At 70.6% G+C, this 16,019-nt stretch carries 13 protein-coding genes; 6 read left to right on the top strand and 7 right to left on the bottom strand.

The window, feature by feature from the left end:
- The first annotated feature begins 45 nt into the window (after window positions 1–45).
- Window positions 46–579, top strand: coding sequence for a GNAT family N-acetyltransferase (locus tag I7X39_RS02765; protein ID WP_198109442.1), 534 nt, complete (start codon window positions 46–48; stop codon window positions 577–579).
- On the opposite strand, the gene I7X39_RS02760 is transcribed toward I7X39_RS02765, so the two are convergent.
- The 5 genes from I7X39_RS02760 to I7X39_RS02740 are packed head-to-tail and all read right to left on the bottom strand — an operon-like array spanning window position 539 to window position 8,433.
- Window positions 539–1,297: a substrate-binding periplasmic protein gene (locus I7X39_RS02760; protein ID WP_198109441.1), complete on the bottom strand. Its 759-nt coding sequence runs from the start codon at window positions 1,295–1,297 to the stop codon at window positions 539–541. The genes I7X39_RS02765 and I7X39_RS02760 overlap by 41 nt on opposite strands.
- A 29-nt stretch (window positions 1,298–1,326) precedes the next feature.
- Entirely contained in the window at window positions 1,327–1,632 is a 306-nt protein-coding gene (locus I7X39_RS02755) for a hypothetical protein (RefSeq protein ID WP_198109440.1), read from the bottom strand.
- 26 nt (window positions 1,633–1,658) lie between these two features.
- Window positions 1,659–5,444, bottom strand: coding sequence for a translocation/assembly module TamB domain-containing protein (locus tag I7X39_RS23580; protein ID WP_198109439.1), 3,786 nt, complete (start codon window positions 5,442–5,444; stop codon window positions 1,659–1,661).
- A gap of 50 nt (window positions 5,445–5,494) precedes the next feature.
- Window positions 5,495–7,267, bottom strand: a complete 1,773-nt coding sequence (locus I7X39_RS02745; protein WP_198109438.1) for an autotransporter assembly complex protein TamA — start codon at window positions 7,265–7,267, stop codon at window positions 5,495–5,497.
- Complete coding sequence (locus I7X39_RS02740) at window positions 7,264–8,433, bottom strand: vWA domain-containing protein (RefSeq protein WP_198109437.1); 1,170 nt, start codon at window positions 8,431–8,433, stop codon at window positions 7,264–7,266. The genes I7X39_RS02745 and I7X39_RS02740 overlap by 4 nt, the downstream gene beginning before the upstream one ends.
- Before the next feature lie 71 nt (window positions 8,434–8,504).
- Between I7X39_RS02740 and I7X39_RS02735 the strand changes: the two genes are divergently transcribed.
- Together I7X39_RS02735 and I7X39_RS02730 are read left to right on the top strand one after the other, a co-directional pair.
- Window positions 8,505–9,674 carry a GGDEF domain-containing protein gene (locus I7X39_RS02735; RefSeq protein ID WP_198109436.1) on the top strand — a complete coding sequence of 390 codons (1,170 nt, stop codon included), beginning with the start codon at window positions 8,505–8,507 and terminating at the stop codon, window positions 9,672–9,674.
- Entirely contained in the window at window positions 9,674–10,843 is a 1,170-nt protein-coding gene (locus I7X39_RS02730; protein WP_198109435.1) for a GGDEF domain-containing protein, read from the top strand. Before I7X39_RS02735 ends, I7X39_RS02730 begins: the two co-directional genes overlap by 1 nt.
- A 1-nt stretch (window position 10,844) precedes the next feature.
- On the opposite strand, the gene I7X39_RS02725 is transcribed toward I7X39_RS02730, so the two are convergent.
- A complete protein-coding gene (locus I7X39_RS02725) occupies window positions 10,845–11,435 on the bottom strand; it encodes a GNAT family N-acetyltransferase (protein WP_375140735.1) in 591 nt (196 codons plus the stop codon).
- Window positions 11,432–12,289 carry an AAA family ATPase gene (locus I7X39_RS02720; protein ID WP_198109433.1) on the bottom strand — a complete coding sequence of 286 codons (858 nt, stop codon included), beginning with the start codon at window positions 12,287–12,289 and terminating at the stop codon, window positions 11,432–11,434. Before I7X39_RS02720 ends, I7X39_RS02725 begins: the two co-directional genes overlap by 4 nt.
- A 92-nt stretch (window positions 12,290–12,381) precedes the next feature.
- Between I7X39_RS02720 and I7X39_RS02715 the strand changes: the two genes are divergently transcribed.
- The 3 genes from I7X39_RS02715 to I7X39_RS02705 all read left to right on the top strand — a co-directional run bounded on the left by I7X39_RS02715 (window position 12,382) and on the right by I7X39_RS02705 (window position 15,969).
- A complete protein-coding gene (locus tag I7X39_RS02715; RefSeq protein WP_198109432.1) occupies window positions 12,382–13,020 on the top strand; it encodes a c-type cytochrome in 639 nt (212 codons plus the stop codon).
- Between the two features lie 111 nt (window positions 13,021–13,131).
- Window positions 13,132–14,370 carry a cyclic di-GMP phosphodiesterase gene (locus I7X39_RS02710; RefSeq protein WP_198109431.1) on the top strand — a complete coding sequence of 413 codons (1,239 nt, stop codon included), beginning with the start codon at window positions 13,132–13,134 and terminating at the stop codon, window positions 14,368–14,370.
- Window positions 14,371–14,385: 15 nt separating this feature from the next.
- The gene (locus tag I7X39_RS02705) at window positions 14,386–15,969 is read left to right on the top strand and encodes an ABC transporter substrate-binding protein (protein ID WP_232351679.1); all 1,584 of its coding nucleotides are present in this window, start codon (window positions 14,386–14,388) and stop codon (window positions 15,967–15,969) included.
- Window positions 15,970–16,019: the final 50 nt, after the last annotated feature.

Genomic DNA, 16,019 nt, shown 5'->3' with positions numbered 1-16,019 from the left:
GATAGTCGGGTGGCGCGCATTTGGCGAGCTGAGAAACTGCTGCGCATGACCATCCTGCACACCGCCCGCCTGCGCCTGGAGCCCATCCGCGACGCCCACTTCGAAGGCCTGCAGGCCATGAACCGGCTGCCCGAGGTGATGCGCTACATCAGCGGCGCGCCCGAAACCCCCGAGCAGACGCGCGAGATGATCGAGCGCGTCAAGGCGCGCTGGGCCGAATGGGGCTTCTCCTGGTGGGCCTTCATCCACCTGGCATCGGGCCGGGTGGCCGGGGCGGGCTGCATCCAGTACCTGGACCGCCAGCCCGGCAACCCGCACGAGATCGGCTGGCGCCTGCATCCGGACTTCTGGCGCCAGGGCCTGGCCAGCGAGGCCGCCGAGGCCATGGCCGCCTTTGCCTTTGACGGCCTGCAGGCGCCCGAGCTGGTGGCGGTGCGCCACCCCGACAACCGCGACTCCGCCAAGGTCATGGAGCGCTTGGGCATGCAGGAACGCGGCCTCGGCACCTGGTACGGCGCCGACATGATGCTGCACGGCATCAGCGCGGCGCAGTGGCGGGCACGTCGGCCGCTTCGCTGAGGTTGGGGATCCACTGCCGGCGCAGGCGCGCCAGCGTGCCGTCGGCCTTCGTTGCGGTCAGCGCCTGGCGCAGGCGGCGCAGCAGCTCGGGGTCGCTGCCCTTGGCCAGGGTGAAGTAGTAGCCGCCCTCGGTGGTGAGCTGCAGCACCGGCTCCAGTGCTTCTTCGGCCATGCCGGGCTCGGCGTCCAGCTTGCCGTCGCTCCAGATCACCATCGGGATCAGGTCGAAGCGGCCCATGCGCAGCATCCGCCCCAGCGCGCGCCGGTCATGCACCACCTCCAGGTTCCGGCGCGGCGCAAAGCCCAGCTGCTCCAGCTTCGGGATGATGGCGTCGGCATAGGCCACACCCACGCGGTACTGACGGGCCTCCGCCAGCTTGCGGATCTGGATGTCGGTGCGGCGCTTCATCTTCCAGAGCCAGACATCGCGCGGCGCAATCGGGCCCAGCCACTCGAACAGGGCCTCGCGCGGTGGCGTGCGGGCCAGGGTGAAGAGCAGCAGATCGGGCTGGTGCAGGCCGCGTTCATAGGCCAGGCGAAAGGGCAGGACCTCCAACTCCAGGCGCAGGCCGGCGCGGCGCGCGAGTTCCTCGGCCAGGTCCACGCTCAGGCCCTGCAGTCGGCCGTCCAGCAGGTAGTTGAAGGGCACGGTGCCGTCGCCGGCCACGGCCTTCAGCGTGGCCGCTGGCGCCGCATGGGCCAGCCAGGGCGCGAGCAAGGCGCCTTGCAAAAGGGGGCGGCGCCCTGTCATGCGTCTTCGGTGTCGACTTGCTGGAGCAGGGCCTCGCCCCAGGCCACGGGGCCGACCAGGGTCAGGGTCAGGGTCGTCCATTCGGGCCCTTCTTGCTGCTCCTGCAGGTGGGCGTCCCAGACGCCGTGCTCCTCCAGCGCGCCGCGCGGTCCCGGGGCATGGGCCTCGGCCCAGGCGAGCAGCTGATCGAGCTCCGCGCGCGCCGCGGCGGCATCCGCCGGGCGCACGCTGGCCATGGCCTCCCAACTGCCGTGGCCGTTGTCGTCCTCGCTGCTGGAGATGCTCAGGTACTGCAGGCGCATGGCGGCGATTCTGGCCCTGACGGCACTCAGTCGAACTTCCACACCCACAGCCCGTCCACGCCACTGTCCTCGCCACTGCGAGCGCGCAGCGTGAAGCGCTGGCCCAGGCGGTAGGCGAGCTGCCAGCTGCCGGCCGCCTGGCCGAGGCTGCGCTCGTAGGCCAGGCTCCAGCGTCGGCCCAGCTGGGCGCCCACGCGCAGCACGCGCTCGCCTTCGTCGGTGGGCGAAAGGCTCACCTCGGTCAGGCCCAGCTTGCCCATCAGCTCGGAGGCCGGGTTCTCGCCTTCGCCGGCCAGCAGGGCCAGGGCGGCGCGTTGCAGCAGGGCGGCGTCGCTGCTGCCCAGCTCATCCGGCGCACGGCCCAGCAGCAGCCAGGAGAGCACTTCGGTGTCGGACAGCACGGGCTCGCTGTACAGGCGCACGCGCGGGTTCTGTGCGCGGCCGTCCACGCGCACGCCCACGCGCTGCTCCAGGTCCGGCCGCACGGCCAGAAGGTCCAAGCGCGGGTTGTCCAGGCCGGCCTTGTCAAAGCTCAGCACGCCGGTCTCGATCTCCAGGTCCTGCCCATAGGCGCGGTAGCGCCCGCCGTTGGATTCGATCTGGCCGCTCCAGCGCGGCGGCTTGCCGGGCTCCTGCTGCACGCGCAGCTGGCCGGTGGCGCGCGTTTGCAGGCCGCGGCCGCGCACGGTCAGGCGCTGGCCCAGGTCCAGGCGCAGGTCCACCTGGGGCTGCCAAGTGCCGGCCTGCGCGCTGCCGCTGCGCGGCACGGGTGCGGTGCCGGCACGCAGCACGCGCACGTCCTCGCCCAACACCGGGGCGTCGGCGCGGCCGAGGTCGAAGCGACCCTGGTCCACCGTGAAGCCGCCCTGCAGGGCGAGCTGGCCGGGGCGCAGGCGCAGCTGGGCGTCGCCGCTGAGCACAAGCTGGCGGTCGTAGCGCTGCAGCACGCGCCAGGCCTGCGCCTGCAGTTGCAGGTCGGCCTGCGGATCGGCTTGCCAGTTCAGCTGGCCGGTGGCCAGCACCTGGCCGCCCCGTTCGGCCGGCGTGCCGCCCGGCTGACCGCCGAGGTGCGAATCCACCAGGCGTGCCTGTGCGCCTTCGAAGCGCAGCTCGACCTGGCCATCTTGCGTGGCAAAGCCGCTGGCCGGGTGCTGTAGCGCGAGTTCCTGCACGCGCAGGGGGCCGTGGATCAGCGGCAGGCTGCGCCGGCCGCTGACGCGCAGATCGGCCTCGGCGCGGCCGCGCAGGCGCAGGCCACCCAAGCTGCCCTGCAGCCAGGGTTCCAGCGCCTGCAGGGTGGGCAGGCGGGCTTGCAGGCGGCCCGTGAGCTGCTCGGCGGCGTCAAAGCCCAGTTGCAGCTGCAGCTCGCCATGGGCCTGGCTGGCCAGCTGCAGGCTCAGGCTGGCGGTATCCCCCAGGCGCTGGGCCTGCAGATCGAGCGTGCGCAGCTCCAGTGCGTGGGGCTGGCCGGCGTCGTCGGGCAGGCTGAGGTCGCCTTCAAGGCGGCTGAGGCGCACGCTGCCGCTGAGTTGGCTGCCTTGGCCTTGCAGGTCGGCTTCCAGTTGGGTGCGCAGGCCGCCCTCCCACTCGAAGGCGGTGGCGGCGCGCAGCCAGGGCGCCAAGCGCGGCTGGCCCTGCAGGCGCAGCTGCCAGGCCTCGGGCGCGTAGCGGGCCTGCTGCAGCTGCAGCGGCTCGCCCAGCAGCTGCAGCGGGGCGGGCCCCAGGTTCCACAGCCCGGTGGCGGGCTGCCAGCTCAAGTGACCCTCGCGCAGCTGCAGCCAGGCGCTGGCCGGGGTGGGGCCGGCGTCCAGCTGCAGGGCCTGCCAGTCCTGCTGACCACCACTCCAACGGCCCTGGGCCTGGCCGGCCACGCGCCAGTCCTGCGCGCCGCTACGGCCCTCGGCGTCCAGGCGCCAGGCCTGGGCCTCCAGCGGGCCCTGGGCGCTGAAGCGCGCCAGGCGCAGGCTTTGGCCGGCGCCTTCCAGGCCACGCAGGCTCAGTTCGGCCTGCAGGGTCTGGGCATCCAGCCGGCCGCGGCCCTGCAGGCTTTCCAGCTGCCAGCGTGCTTGCTGGGGCTGGCGCAGGCGCAGGGCTGCGGCGTCCACCTCGGCCTGCCAGACGCCGCCCTGCTGCTCGGCCTGCAGGCGCAGGCGGCCGGCGGCTTCCTGCAGCCAGGGCTGCCACCAGGGGCGCAGGCTGGCCAGTTCGTCCACCTGCACGCGTGCCCGCAGGGGCTGCCAGCCGCCCATCCAACCCGTCTGCTGTTCCTGCGCCGTCAGCGCCAGGCTGGCGGGCGCCTGAACCTGCAGGCTGGCCTGGGCCGGCTGGCCGGCCTGGGCGCGCTGCCAAGTTGCCTGGCCTTCCAGCGGCAGGCCCAGCCAGCGCGTGCCGGGCTGCAGCTGAAGCTGGGCCTGGCCGGTGGCCTCGCGCAGTGCGGCCAGGCTCAGGCTGGGAAGGGTCAGTTCGGCCTTCAGTTCGGCCTGCAGCGGGCTGCGCTGCGCCGGCCAGGGGCCCAGGGCGGGCAGCGGCCATTCACCTTGGCTGCGCGCCTGGGCCTGCCAGTGGCCGGGGCTGGTTTGCTGCGCTTGTGCGCTGAGCTGCTGGCCCGTGGGGCCTTGCAGGCTGAGCAGGAACTGCGTGGGCTGCAGCTGCAGCAGGCGCGTCTGGGCCTGCAGCTGCCAGATGCCCAGCGCTTTACCGGGTGGTTGCAGCTGGCCCTGCAGGCGCAGCTCCAGGGCGTCCTGCATCTGCTCCAGCGCCAGCGCTCCGCCAAGCTGCGCGGCCGGCCAGCCGGCGTGCAGGGCGTTCAGGCGCAAGGGTTGCAGGCTCAGGTCGGCCTGCCAGCGGTCTTGGGCAGGCAGGCCGGCGGGGTCTTTCAGGGCCAGGCGGCCGGCGCTGCGGGCGGCTTCGCCCAGGTCCAGCGCCAGGGCCTGCACGCGCAGGCCGCGCCAGTCGTTCAGCGGTACGCGCAGCCGCGCTTCCAGCGCGCGCAGCGGCCAACCGTCCTGGTCCAGCCGGCGTGCGGCGCCATTGCTGATGCGGGCCTGCAGCTCGGCCACCTGCTGGGCATCCACCTGGGCGTGCAGCTCGCCGCTCAGGGCCGTATGCGGCCATTGCGGGTGCAGGCGGCGCAGGTCGAAGGCCTCCAGTTGCAGGCGCAGCTGCTGCAGGGGTTGGGCGGCCAGGGGCTGCAGATCGGCCTGGGCTTGCGCCGCCGGGCCGAACTGGGCCTGCAGGCGCAGCGCGGCCAGGCTGCCCTGGGCCTGCAACTGCACGGGGTCGAAGCCCGGCACCTGCCAGCGCGCCTGGGCGCTGAGCTGGCCGTTCGCCTGCAGCCATGCCTGGCCCTGGGCGCTGCCCTTGGCCAGGCTCAGCGGCGCCAGCTGCACGGCCCACAGCGGGTCCTGGCGCGCCTGCAGCTGCAGGCTCAGGCCTTGCAGGTGCCGGCCGTCCAGGCTCAGTTCCTGGATCTTCAATGCGCTCAGGCTCAGGTCCAGCGGCAGGCGCAGGCTTTGCAGCAGGGCCTCGGGGCGCAGGGGCTCGGTGCCGGGCTGGCCGGTTTGCAGCGCCAGGCGTTGCGCGCCCAGGCGGCCTTGCAGATGCCACCGGCCGTCTTGGCGGCTCAAGCCCTCGCGCTGCCACTGCAGGCCCTGCAGCTCCAGGCGCGTGCCGTCCGCGCCCTGCCAGCGCAGCTGCTCGACGCGCAGGCCGCTCCAGAAGCTGCCCTGCAGGCCCTCGGCCTGCACGCCGGTGCGGGCCAGCCAGAAGCGCAGGCCGCTGGCCTGCTGGCTCCACGCCAGCAGCGCGGCCACGGCGGCCAGTGTCAGCAGGAGCAGCAGTAGGCTCCCACGCAGCGCCCGCTTCATAGCGCGATGCCCACTGACAGATGCAAACGCCACTGGCCGGCGGCCTGCTGGGGCTGGTCGCTCATGGCGCGCGCCAGGTCCACGCGCAGCAGGCCCACCGGGCTGCGCCAGCGCAGGCCCAAGCCCGCACCCACGCCGGGTGTGCCGGCGGCGCGCCAGCTCGGCGCGGCCTGGCCGGCGTCCACGAACACGGCGCCGCCAAAGCCGCCCAGGCCGCCGAACCAGCTGGCGGGCAGGGCCTGCTGGGCCTCGGCGCTGGCTGTCCAGAGCACCCGACCGCCCACGGGCTCCAGGCCTTTGGTTCCCAGGCGCTGCGGGCCCAGGCTGCGCGGGCCGTAGCCGCGCACGGAATCATCGCCGCCGGCGCGGAAGGCCAGGGATTCGGGCGCCTGCAGGGCGGCCGGCGCCCAGAGCTGGCCGGCTTCCAGGCGCAGGGCAAGGCCGCGACCGCTGCTGGCCGGGCCCAGGGGCAGGTAGAGCTGGCCGCGGGCCTGTGCCCGCGCCAGCCCGCCCTGTTCCCGCAGCGCCTGCTGCCGGGAGCGGGCGGGGCCAGCACTCAACTGTCCGACCAGCAGCCAGCCTTCGCGCGGCAGGCTGATGCTGTCCAGCCGCCGCCAGGCTGCACCGGCTTGGCCCAGCAGGGCCTGGCTGCGCGCGGCCAGCTCGCCTTCGCCCTGACGGCTGCTGAGCAGCTCGATGCCGTAGCTGCGGTCGTTGCGGTTGGTCTCTTCCACCCGGCCCAGGCGCAGGCTGCCCAGGGTGTAGGGCGTGGTGTCGGGTTCTTCGTTGCGCTGCCAGCGCAGCGCGCCCACCCAGCGCTGCTGTAGGCGCCCAGGGTGGGTGGAGAGCTCCAGCTCCAGGAGCTGCGCATGCTGCGCCAGCTGGGCGCGGCTGCGCGCGCGCAGGGGTTGATCCAGGAAGCGGCGGTGCAGATGCTCGACGCTGGCCTGCGCGCCGCTGCGCGTCTGCCAACCCAGGCCCAGGGCGAGCTGCTGGCGCGTGGCTTCCTTGACGCGGATGCGCACCGGCAGGCGGTTGCCTTCCTGCAGCTCCTCCCCGTCCAACTCCACCCACACGCCATCGAAGAGGCCGCTGCGCTGCAGCCGGGTCTGGGCGTCGAGCAGACGCTGCTCGGTGTAGCGGCGGCCAGGCCGCAGCGGCCCAAGGAGCTCGCGCAGCTCCTCCTCACGATGGCGTTGCAGGCCCTCAAAGCGCAGCTCGCCCAGCAGGACCTCGGGCCCGGGCTCCAACTGCAGCGTCAGGCGCACGCTGCGGCCGTCCACTTCGGCCTCGGTGCGTTCCCAGCGCGCCAGCGCATGGCCCTGGGCGCGCACCTGGGCCAGCAGACTGCGCTTGGCGCTGTCCCAGTCGGCCTGGCGAAAGCGCTCGCCCACGCGCAGGGCAAAGGCGGCGCGCCAGGTCTGCCAGCGCCCGAGCTCAGGCTCGGGGCCGCTGAGCAGTAGTTCGCTGACGCGTGCGGGCTCACCCGGTTCGATCTGCAGGCGGCCGGCTGCGCAGTCCAGCTGCACATGGGCCTCAAAGTAGCCCTCGGTCTCCAGCAACGCGCGCGCCTGCGCCGGGGCCAGGCGGCACAGGCGGGCCCACTCCAGCTCGGTGGGCGGGCTGCGGCCTTGCAGGGCCTGGCTCAGGTCCAGATGGGTGCGCAGCAGGGTGGCCAGCGCACTCGGCGCTTCGATGTCCACCGCCTTGGGCAGGGCCCAGGCGGGGGCGGCCAGCCACAGCGCGGCCGCCAGAAGCGCCGGCCTCATTTGCTCAGATGGCGCATCGCGGCTTCCAGGCCGGACAGCGTGAGCGGGTACATGTGCTGGTGCATCAGGCCTTGAACGAGGTGGATGCTCTGGCGGTATTCCCACACGCCCTGCGGCTCGGGGTTGATCCAGGCGTGGCGCGGGAAGGCCTGCGTGAGCCGGTCCAGCCACACCGAGCCGGCCTCCTCGTTCATGTACTCGACGCTGCCGCCAGGCTGCAGGATTTCGTAGGGGCTCATGGTGGCGTCGCCCACGAACACCAGCTTGTAGTCGCGGTTGTATTTGTGGATCAGGTCCCAGGTCGGGGTCTTCTCGGCAAAGCGGCGGCGGTTGTTCTTCCACACGTAGTCGTACACGCAGTTGTGGAAGTAAAAGAACTCCAGGTGCTTGAACTCGCTCTTGGTGGCGCTGAAGAGCTCCTCGACGCGGTGGATGTGCTCGTCCATCGTGCCGCCCACGTCCATCAGCAGCAGCAGCTTGACCTTGTTGTGGCGCTCGGGGCGCATCTTGATGTCGAGGTAGCCGGCGTTCGCCGCGGTGGCGCGGATGGTGTCGTCCAGCGCCAGCTCATCGGCCGCACCCTCGCGCGCAAAGCGGCGCAGGCGGCGCAGCGCCACCTTGATGTTGCGGGTGCCGAGCTCGACCGAGTCGTCGTAGTCGCGGTAGCCGCGCTGCTCCCAGACCTTGACGGCCGACTTCTGCCCGCCAGCGCCGCCGATGCGCACCCCGGCCGGGTTGACGCCCCCGTTGCCAAAGGGGCTGGTGCCGCCGGTGCCGATCCAACGGTTGCCGCCTTCATGGCGCTCCCGCTGCTCCTCCAGGCGCTTCTTGAGCGTATCCATCAGCTCGTCCCAGCCCAGGGCTTCGAGCTGGGCGCGCTGCTCGGGCGTCAGCTCCAGCTTCAGCTGGGCCTTGAGCCAGTCCTCGGGCAGGTCACGCGCCAGCTCCAGCTTCAGCTCCACGCCCTTGAAGAAGGCGGCGAAGGCGCGGTCGAAGCGGTCGTACAGGGCCTCGTCCTTGACCAGGATGGTGCGCGCCAGGCTGTAGAACTGGTCGAGCGAGGGCTCGATGACGCCCTGGCGCAGGGCGTCCAGCAGGGTCAGGAACTCCTTGGGCGAGACCGGCAGGCGGGCCGCACGAAGGGTCTGGAAGAAGGGCACAAGCATGGGCCGATTGTGAACGCCAACTGGCGCGAACCCGGGCAAACCCCTGGGTGGCGAACGGCTACGCTGGCAGCGTGGCACGCCTGAATTTCGCCGAACTGCTGCTGGTGCTGGTGGCCAGTCAGCAACTGCTGGCCGCCGTGATCTGGCTGCTGGCCGTGCGCTTGCGCGTGGCGCCGCGCGTGCCTTCGCTGCACTGGGTGGCAGCCTCGGCGTGGGTGGCGGTGTGCGCCGGCCTGCCGGTGCTCATGGCGCCCGATCCCTGGTACGGCTTTGGCCTGCCGGCCCTGCTGCTGCCCGGCGCGCTGATCCTCACGCGCCTGGGGCTGGAGATCCTGTTCCGCCAGCCGCGGCGCGACGGTGAGCACCTGTTCGTCATCTTGCTGGCCCTGGGCGGGGCGGCGCTGGGGTTCCTGCTGGGGGCAGGGGAGCGCTGGTGGCATGTGCAGGCCTCGCTGCTGTCGGCCGCCAGCCTGCTCCGCGGCGCGGCCTGCGTCCACGGCGCGGCGCGGCGCGAGCTGGGTTTGCGTGGCGCGCGCCTGGTGTGCTGGCCGCTGGTGCTGATGGCCCTGCTGTTCGGCGGCCGCGGGCTCGGGGCCTGGCTGCAGCCCGAGCATTTCGCGCAAGCGATGACGGCCGACAGCCCCAGCAACATCGCGCTGCTGATGGCCTACCTCAGCATGAGCGTGCTGTTCCACGTCATGCTCTCGCTCACCGTGGCGCTGCGCCTGGTGGGCAAGCTGCAGCAGCTGTCGCGTCTAGATCCGCTCACGGGCCTGAGCAACCGTCGCGGTCTGGAGGAGCGCTGGGTGAGCCTGCGCCACCGCCTGCCGCTGGCCGCGCTGGCGGTGGACGCTGACCATTTCAAGCAGGTCAACGACCGGCATGGCCACGCGGTCGGCGATCAGGCCCTGCAGCATCTGGCCGAGCTGATGCGCCGCAGCGTGCGCAGCGGCGATGGGGTGGTGCGCCTGGGGGGCGAGGAATTCCTGCTGCTGCTGGCCCATACCGACCCCGAGCAGGCGCGCCAGCGCGCCGAGCAGCTGCGCGCGCTGGTGGTGGGCAGCCCGCTGCGGCTGGATGAGGGCGAGTTGGCGCTGACCGTCAGCATCGGCGTCGCCGTCGCGTCCAGCGTCGGGCCGCCAGGCCCCCTGATCAGCGCGGCGGATGCGGCGCTCTACGAGGCCAAGCGCAGCGGGCGCAATCGGGTGGTGCTGGGGGCGCTGCAGGAGGCGCGCAGCTGATGCCGCGCCTCAGCCTGGCCGAACTGCTGATGGGCGTGATCGTCCTGCAGCAGGCGCTGGCGGCGCTGATGTGGTGGCTGTCCGCGCGTGTGCAGGTGGTGCCGCGCGTGCCGGCCCTGCATTGGGCCGCCGCCGCGCTCTGGGCCGCCGGCGTGGTGGGCTGCACGGTGCTGGGCCAGAACCTCGGACTCGCTTTCAGCCACAGCTTCACCAACATGATGGCGCCGGGCGTCTTCATCCTGCTCCGCCTGGGGCTGCAGATCTTGCTGCGCGCACCGCGGCAGGACGGCGAGCATGCGCTGGTGGCCATGCTGGCCGTGGCCTGCGCCTGGGGCGGGCACTTGGGTGGTGCGCCCTTGTTCTGGGGCATTGCCACCGCCTCGCTGCTGAACGCCTACTGCCTGCTGCGCCTGGCGCAGACCGTGCGTCTGCCGGTGCGCCAGGAGCTGGGTCTGGGTGCCGTGCGCCTGGTGGTTTGGCCGCTGCGCGCCCTGGCCGGGGTGTTCCTGCTGCGCGCCCTGCTGGCCCTGGTGGTGCCACCCGGGGCCGTGCGGCCGCTCTACGTCGACACCCCGCCCAACATCATCGTGCTGACCATCATGATGACCCTGGGCCTGGTGATGCACCTGGTGCTGGCGCTGTGCGTGGCATTGCGCCTGGTGCGGCGCCTGCACCGGCTTTCGCGCCAAGACGCGCTGACCCTGTTGCCCAACCGCCGCGCCGCCGACGAGCACCTGGCCCGCCTGCTGGCCCGGCTGCGTGCGGGCCAAGGCGGCTTTGCGCTGGCGCTGGCGGATGTGGACCACTTCAAGCGCGTCAACGACCAGCAGGGCCACGCGATCGGCGACCGCGCGCTGGCCCATCTGGCTGCGCAGCTGCGCGCGCAGGCCCGGCCGGTGGATCTGGTGGCCCGCTTTGGCGGTGAGGAGTTCGTGCTGCTGCTGCCCGATGTGGACGCGGCCACCGCCCGTGCGGTGGCGGAGCGCCAGCGCCTGGCGGTGGCGGCCGAGCCGCTGCGCCTGGGTGCCGCTGCGCTGCCGCTCAGCATCAGCCTGGGCGTGGGCCTGGCGCGTGCCGACGACAGCGCGGAAAGCCTGCTTGCGCGGGTGGATGCCGCGCTCTACCGCGCCAAGGCCGCCGGCCGCAACCGGGTGGAACTGGAGGCCTGATTCAGGCCCGCGCCAGGCGCACCAGCAGCCGCGCCTTGGCGGCCGGCCATTCGCTGGCCAGCAGGCTGTAGCGCACGGTGTCGCGCACCGTGCCGTCGCGGCGGCGCAGGTCGTGGCGGATGACGCCCTCGCGGTGCGCCCCCAGGCGCTCGATGGCGGCCTGGCTGCGCAGGTTCAGGATGTCGGTGCGCCAGCCCACCAGGGCAGCGCCCAGGGTCTCGAAGGCGTGCTGCATCAGCAGCAGCTTGGCGGTGGTGTTGATGGCCGTGCGCCAGCAGGACTGGGCGTACCAGGTGTAGCCAATCTCCAGACGGTCCAGGTCGGCCACGATGTCGTGGTAGCTGGTGCTGCCCAGCACGCGGCCGCTGGCACTGTCCAGCACCGCGAAGGGCAGGCGGTTGCCGGCCGCCTGCTGGGCCAGCGCCCGCTCGATGTAGCCGCGCGTGTCATCCGGCTCGGGCACCGAGGTGAAGGTCAGGTTCCAGAGCTCGCCATCCGCAGCGGCGGCGCGCAGGCCGTCTTCGTGGTCCAGGCTCAGCGGCACCAGACGCACCGGCGCCTGGGTCAGTTCGACGGGGCGGACGTGCATCAGCGGTTGTGACGTTGCATGTGCAGCAACTTTTCGAACAGGGTCAGGTCCTGCTCGTTCTTCAGCAAGGCGCCGGCCAGCGGTGGCACGCGGGTCGGGCCGCTCTCGGCGGCACCGAGCTGGCTGGCATCGATGTCCTCGGCCAGCAGCAGGCGCAGCCAGTCCAGCAGCTCGCTGGTGGAGGGCTTCTTCTTCAGGCCGGGCAGGTTGCGCACCTGGTAGAAGCTCTTCAGCGCGGCGCTCAGCAGCTCGCTCTTCAAGTCCGGGAAGTGCACGTCGACGATGCGCTGCATGGTCTCGGCGTCCGGGAACTTGATGTAGTGGAAGAAGCAGCGGCGCAGAAAGGCGTCCGGCAGCTCCTTCTCGTTGTTGCTGGTGATGAAGACCAGCGGTCGGTGCTTGGCCTTGATGGTCTGGCGCGTCTCGTAGCAGTGGAACTCCATGCGGTCGAGCTCGCGCAGCAGGTCGTTGGGGAACTCGATGTCGGCCTTGTCGATCTCGTCGATCAGCAGCGCCACCGGCTGGTCGGCCTCGAAGGCCTGCCACAGCACGCCCTTGAGGATGTAGTTGTGGATGTCCTTGACCTTCTCCGAAGCTTCCACATCCGCCAGCTGGCTGTCGCGCAGCCGGCTCACGGCGTCGTACTCGTACAGGCCCTGCTGGGCCTTGGTGGTGCTCTTCACATGCCACTGCAGCAGCGGCAGGCCCAGGGCGCCGGCCACTTCCTCGGCCAGCAGGGTCTTGCCGGTGCCGGGTTCGCCCTTCAGAAGCAGCGGGCGTTGCAGGGTGATGGCGGCGTTCACCGCGAGCTTGAGGTCGTCGGTGGCGACGTAGTGGGCGGAGCCTTCGAATTTCATGCGGGGCAGTATAGGAATTGACCTGCGTCAAGCCGGTTCCGCCCAGCCCATAGAATGCGCCCCCATTTCCTGACGCCTCCTTCAAGAACACCATGCGCCAGCTGCTCTCTGCCCTTGCGATCGCCTTCGTCGCCCTCGCCGCCCTGCCGGCCCATGCCCAGGACGCCGCCGCCGGCGCCAAAAAGATCGCCATGTGCATCGGTTGCCATGGCATTCCTGAGTACCGCGCCAGCTTCCCTGAGGTGTACCGCGTGCCCAAGATCTCGGGTCAGAACGCCGGCTACATCGTGGCGGCGCTGCAGGCCTACGCCAAGGGGGACCGCAAGCACCCGACGATGCGCGGCATCGCCGGCTCCTTGACTGAGCAGGACATGAAGGACATCGGCGCCTTCTACGAGCAGCAGGGCAAGGGCGAGCCGGCCCCGGCCACCGTGGCCGCCGCGCCGGAGGCCATCGCCGCCAAGCTGCAGGCCTGCACCGCCTGCCACGGCGCGAACTTCAGCAAGACCCTGGACGGCAACCACCCCAAGCTGGCCGGCCAGCACGCCGATTTCCTCTATGTGGCGCTGCGCAGCTACCAGGCCGAGGGCAAGGCCACCTGGGGCCGTGGCAACGCCATCATGCAGGGCCAGATCAAGGAACTGAAGCCGGCCGAGCTGAAGCAGATCGCCGCCTACCTGGCCTCGTTGCCGGGCGAACTGAAGACCGTGCCGCAGTCGGCGACGCGCTGAGCACCCTAGCTGACACCGCGCTGACAAGGCCGCCCTCTGGGTGGCCTTTTTGTTTTCGGGATCGCCCGGGGTGATCGGTCGTGAATTGCGCTGATACTTTTGGCGCCGGCCATGCTGAAAAAAATCCCGACGTCCCAAGCCGAACTGGGCATGTTCCTCCAGTCGATGGAGGGTTCCTGGCTATCGCATCCCTTCTGGAAGACACGCTTCCTGCTCAAGGAGCCGAGCGATCTGGAGGCGCTCAAGCGTTCCGGTGTGCCCTACATCTGGATCGATGTGGTCAAGGGCAAGGACGTGCTGGAGTCGCTCGCCACTGCAGACGAAGCGCCGGCCATTGAACTGCCCGCCGCGCCGCCCCCGGCCCCGCCCAAAGCGTCCGCGCCCGTGGCGGCCAAGCTGCCGCCGCCCAAGCCCTGCAGCTTTGCCGATGAACTGGAGCAGGCGGCCGAGCTGATGCAGCGCTCCAAGAAGCAGGTCATCAGCATGTTCAACGAGGCCCGCCTGGGCCGCGCCATCAAGAGCGAGGAATGCCTTCCGGTGGTGGAGGACATCACCGGCTCGGTCTGGCGCAACCCTTCGGCGCTGATCAGCCTGGCGCGCCTGAAGACACGCGACGACTACACCTATATGCACTCGGTGGCCGTGTGCGCCATGATGGTGGCGCTGGGCAAGCAGCTGGGGCTTTCGGAGGACGAGCAGCGTGCCGCCGGGCTGGCCGGGCTGCTGCACGACGTCGGCAAGATGCTGATGCCGCTGGAGATTCTCAACAAGCCCGGCGCGCTGACCGACCCTGAGTTCGCTGTCATGCGCAGCCACCCGGCGCGCGGCTATGAGGCCCTGAAGGCCAGCGGCGCGTTCGACGAGAACGTGCTGGACGTCTGCCTGCACCACCACGAGAAGATGGACGGCGGCGGCTACCCGCACCGGCTCAAGGCCGACCAGATCACGCTGTTCTCGCGCATGGGCGCGGTCTGCGATGTGTACGACGCCGTCACCTCGAACCGCCCCTACAAATCTCCCTGGGACCCGGCGGCCTCGATCGCCCGCATGGCGCAGTGGCAGGGCCATTTCGACCCCAAGGTGTTCCAGGCCTTCGTGGTCTCGATCGGCATCTACCCGGTGGGCACACTGGTGAAGCTGCACTCGGGCAAGCTGGCGGTCGTGATCGACCAGAACCCCGGCAAACTCACGGCACCCAAGGTGCGCGTGTTCTTCTCGACCAAGTCGAACCTGCCGATCGATGTCACCGACCTCGATCTTGCACAGGCCAATGACAAGATCGTCAGCCGCGAAGATCCGAACGCCTGGGGCTTCACCCAGCTCAATGACCTCTGGACCCAGCCGCGCTGAGCGGCTCCCACGCCCATGATCAAGCCTTTCCTGACGGCGCTGGCCGCCGCCAGCCTCCTTGCCTTTGGCGCTCAGGCGCAAACCCTGCGCTGGGCCAGCCAGGGCGATCTGCAGACCGCCGACCCGCACTCGCAGAACGAGTCAATGACCAACATGATCAATGGTCAGGTCTACGAAAAGCTCGTCAATCGCGACAAGACCATGGCCATCGTGCCGGGCCTGGCCACCGAGTGGAGCAACCCCGACCCGCTGACCTGGCGCTTCAAGCTGCGCCCGGGCGTGAAGTTCCACGACGGCGCGCCGCTGACACCCGAGGATGTGATCTTCTCCATCCAGCGTGCCAAGGAGCCGACCTCGCAGCTGGTGCAGTACGCCAATGCGGTGGGCACGCCACGCAAGGTGGACGACTTGACGGTCGAGTTCAAGCTCGAGCGCCCGAACCCGATCTTTCTGCAGCACATGGACCTGCTGTGGATCATGAACAAGGGCTGGAGCGAGAAGAACCGCGTCACCAAGCCGCTCGACTTCAAGAACAAGGAAGAGAGCTACGCCAGCCTGAACGCCAACGGTACCGGGCCCTACATGCTGGTGAGCCGCCAGCCGGGCGTGAAGAACGTCTACAAGCGCAACCCGAACTGGTGGGGCAAGTTCGAGGGCAATGTGCAGGAGATCGTGTTCACGCCGATCGGCAACGACGGCACCCGCCTGGCCGCGCTGATCTCGGGCGAGCTCGACTTCGTGCTCGACCCCGCGCCGCGCGACATCGCGCGCCTGCGCCAGCAGCCTGGCCTGCAGATCATCGACGGGCCCGAGAACCGCCTCGTCTTCATCGGCATGGACCAGGCGCGCGACAGCCTGCTCTACGGCAAGACGGCCAATGGCAAGAACCCTTTCAAAGACCTGCGCGTGCGCCAGGCGCTCTATCACGCCATCGACATCGAGGGCATCCGCGTCAAGCTCATGAACGGCCTGGCCGCGCCCACCGGCGGCCTGACACCCTCGCCCAAGGCCAGCTTCGACGACCCCAGCGTGCAGACCCGCCTGCCCTATGACCTGAACCAGGCCAAGAAGCTGATGGCCGAGGCTGGCTATGCCGATGGCTTCGAAGTGACGCTCGACTGCCCGAACAACCGTTACATCAACGACGAGGAAATCTGCCTGACCCTGGCCTCGATGTGGGCGCAGCTCAAGATCAAGGTCAAGGTCAACCCGATGCCGCGCTCGCTCTACTTCCCCAAGCTGGAAAAGCTGGACACCAGCCTCTACCTGTACGGTTGGGGCGGCGCCATCACCGATGCCGAATCCATCTTCGCGCCGGTGCTGCGCAACCGCGGCGAGAAGGGCATCGGTGCCTACAACTACGGCAATTGGAAGAACGACAAGTTCGACCAACTGGCCGCGCAGAGCGCCGTTGAGGTGGACGTGAAGAAGCGCGAGCAGCTGATCCGCGCCGCCATGGCCGAGTTCCGTGCCCAGACCCATCTGATCCCGCTGCACCGCCAGGTCATTCCCTGGGCGGCGCGTGCCGGCCTGAAGGCCGTGCACCGGCCCGACAACTGGCTGGAAGTGGCCTGGGTGACGGTGCCGACCCAGAAGTAATCAGGCAACAAAACAGCAACAGCGCAGGGGCCCAATGGGCCCCTTGCCTT

This window comes from Inhella proteolytica (assembly GCF_016093275.1).
Lineage (GTDB): Bacteria > Pseudomonadota > Gammaproteobacteria > Burkholderiales > Burkholderiaceae_C > Inhella > Inhella proteolytica.
This window is presented reverse-complemented; position numbering and strand designations above follow the sequence as displayed.

Coding starts and splice junctions, on each gene's coding strand:
- I7X39_RS02715 (WP_198109432.1), top strand. CDS start 12,382: ATGCGCCAGCTGCTCTCTGCCCTTGCGATCGCCTTCGTCGCCCTCGCC.
- I7X39_RS02730 (WP_198109435.1), top strand. CDS start 9,674: ATGCCGCGCCTCAGCCTGGCCGAACTGCTGATGGGCGTGATCGTCCTG.
- I7X39_RS02740 (WP_198109437.1), bottom strand. CDS start 8,433: ATGCTTGTGCCCTTCTTCCAGACCCTTCGTGCGGCCCGCCTGCCGGTC.
- I7X39_RS02710 (WP_198109431.1), top strand. CDS start 13,132: ATGCTGAAAAAAATCCCGACGTCCCAAGCCGAACTGGGCATGTTCCTC.
- I7X39_RS02705 (WP_232351679.1), top strand. CDS start 14,386: ATGATCAAGCCTTTCCTGACGGCGCTGGCCGCCGCCAGCCTCCTTGCC.
- I7X39_RS02755 (WP_198109440.1), bottom strand. CDS start 1,632: ATGCGCCTGCAGTACCTGAGCATCTCCAGCAGCGAGGACGACAACGGC.
- I7X39_RS02765 (WP_198109442.1), top strand. CDS start 46: ATGACCATCCTGCACACCGCCCGCCTGCGCCTGGAGCCCATCCGCGAC.
- I7X39_RS02720 (WP_198109433.1), bottom strand. CDS start 12,289: ATGAAATTCGAAGGCTCCGCCCACTACGTCGCCACCGACGACCTCAAG.
- I7X39_RS02745 (WP_198109438.1), bottom strand. CDS start 7,267: ATGAGGCCGGCGCTTCTGGCGGCCGCGCTGTGGCTGGCCGCCCCCGCC.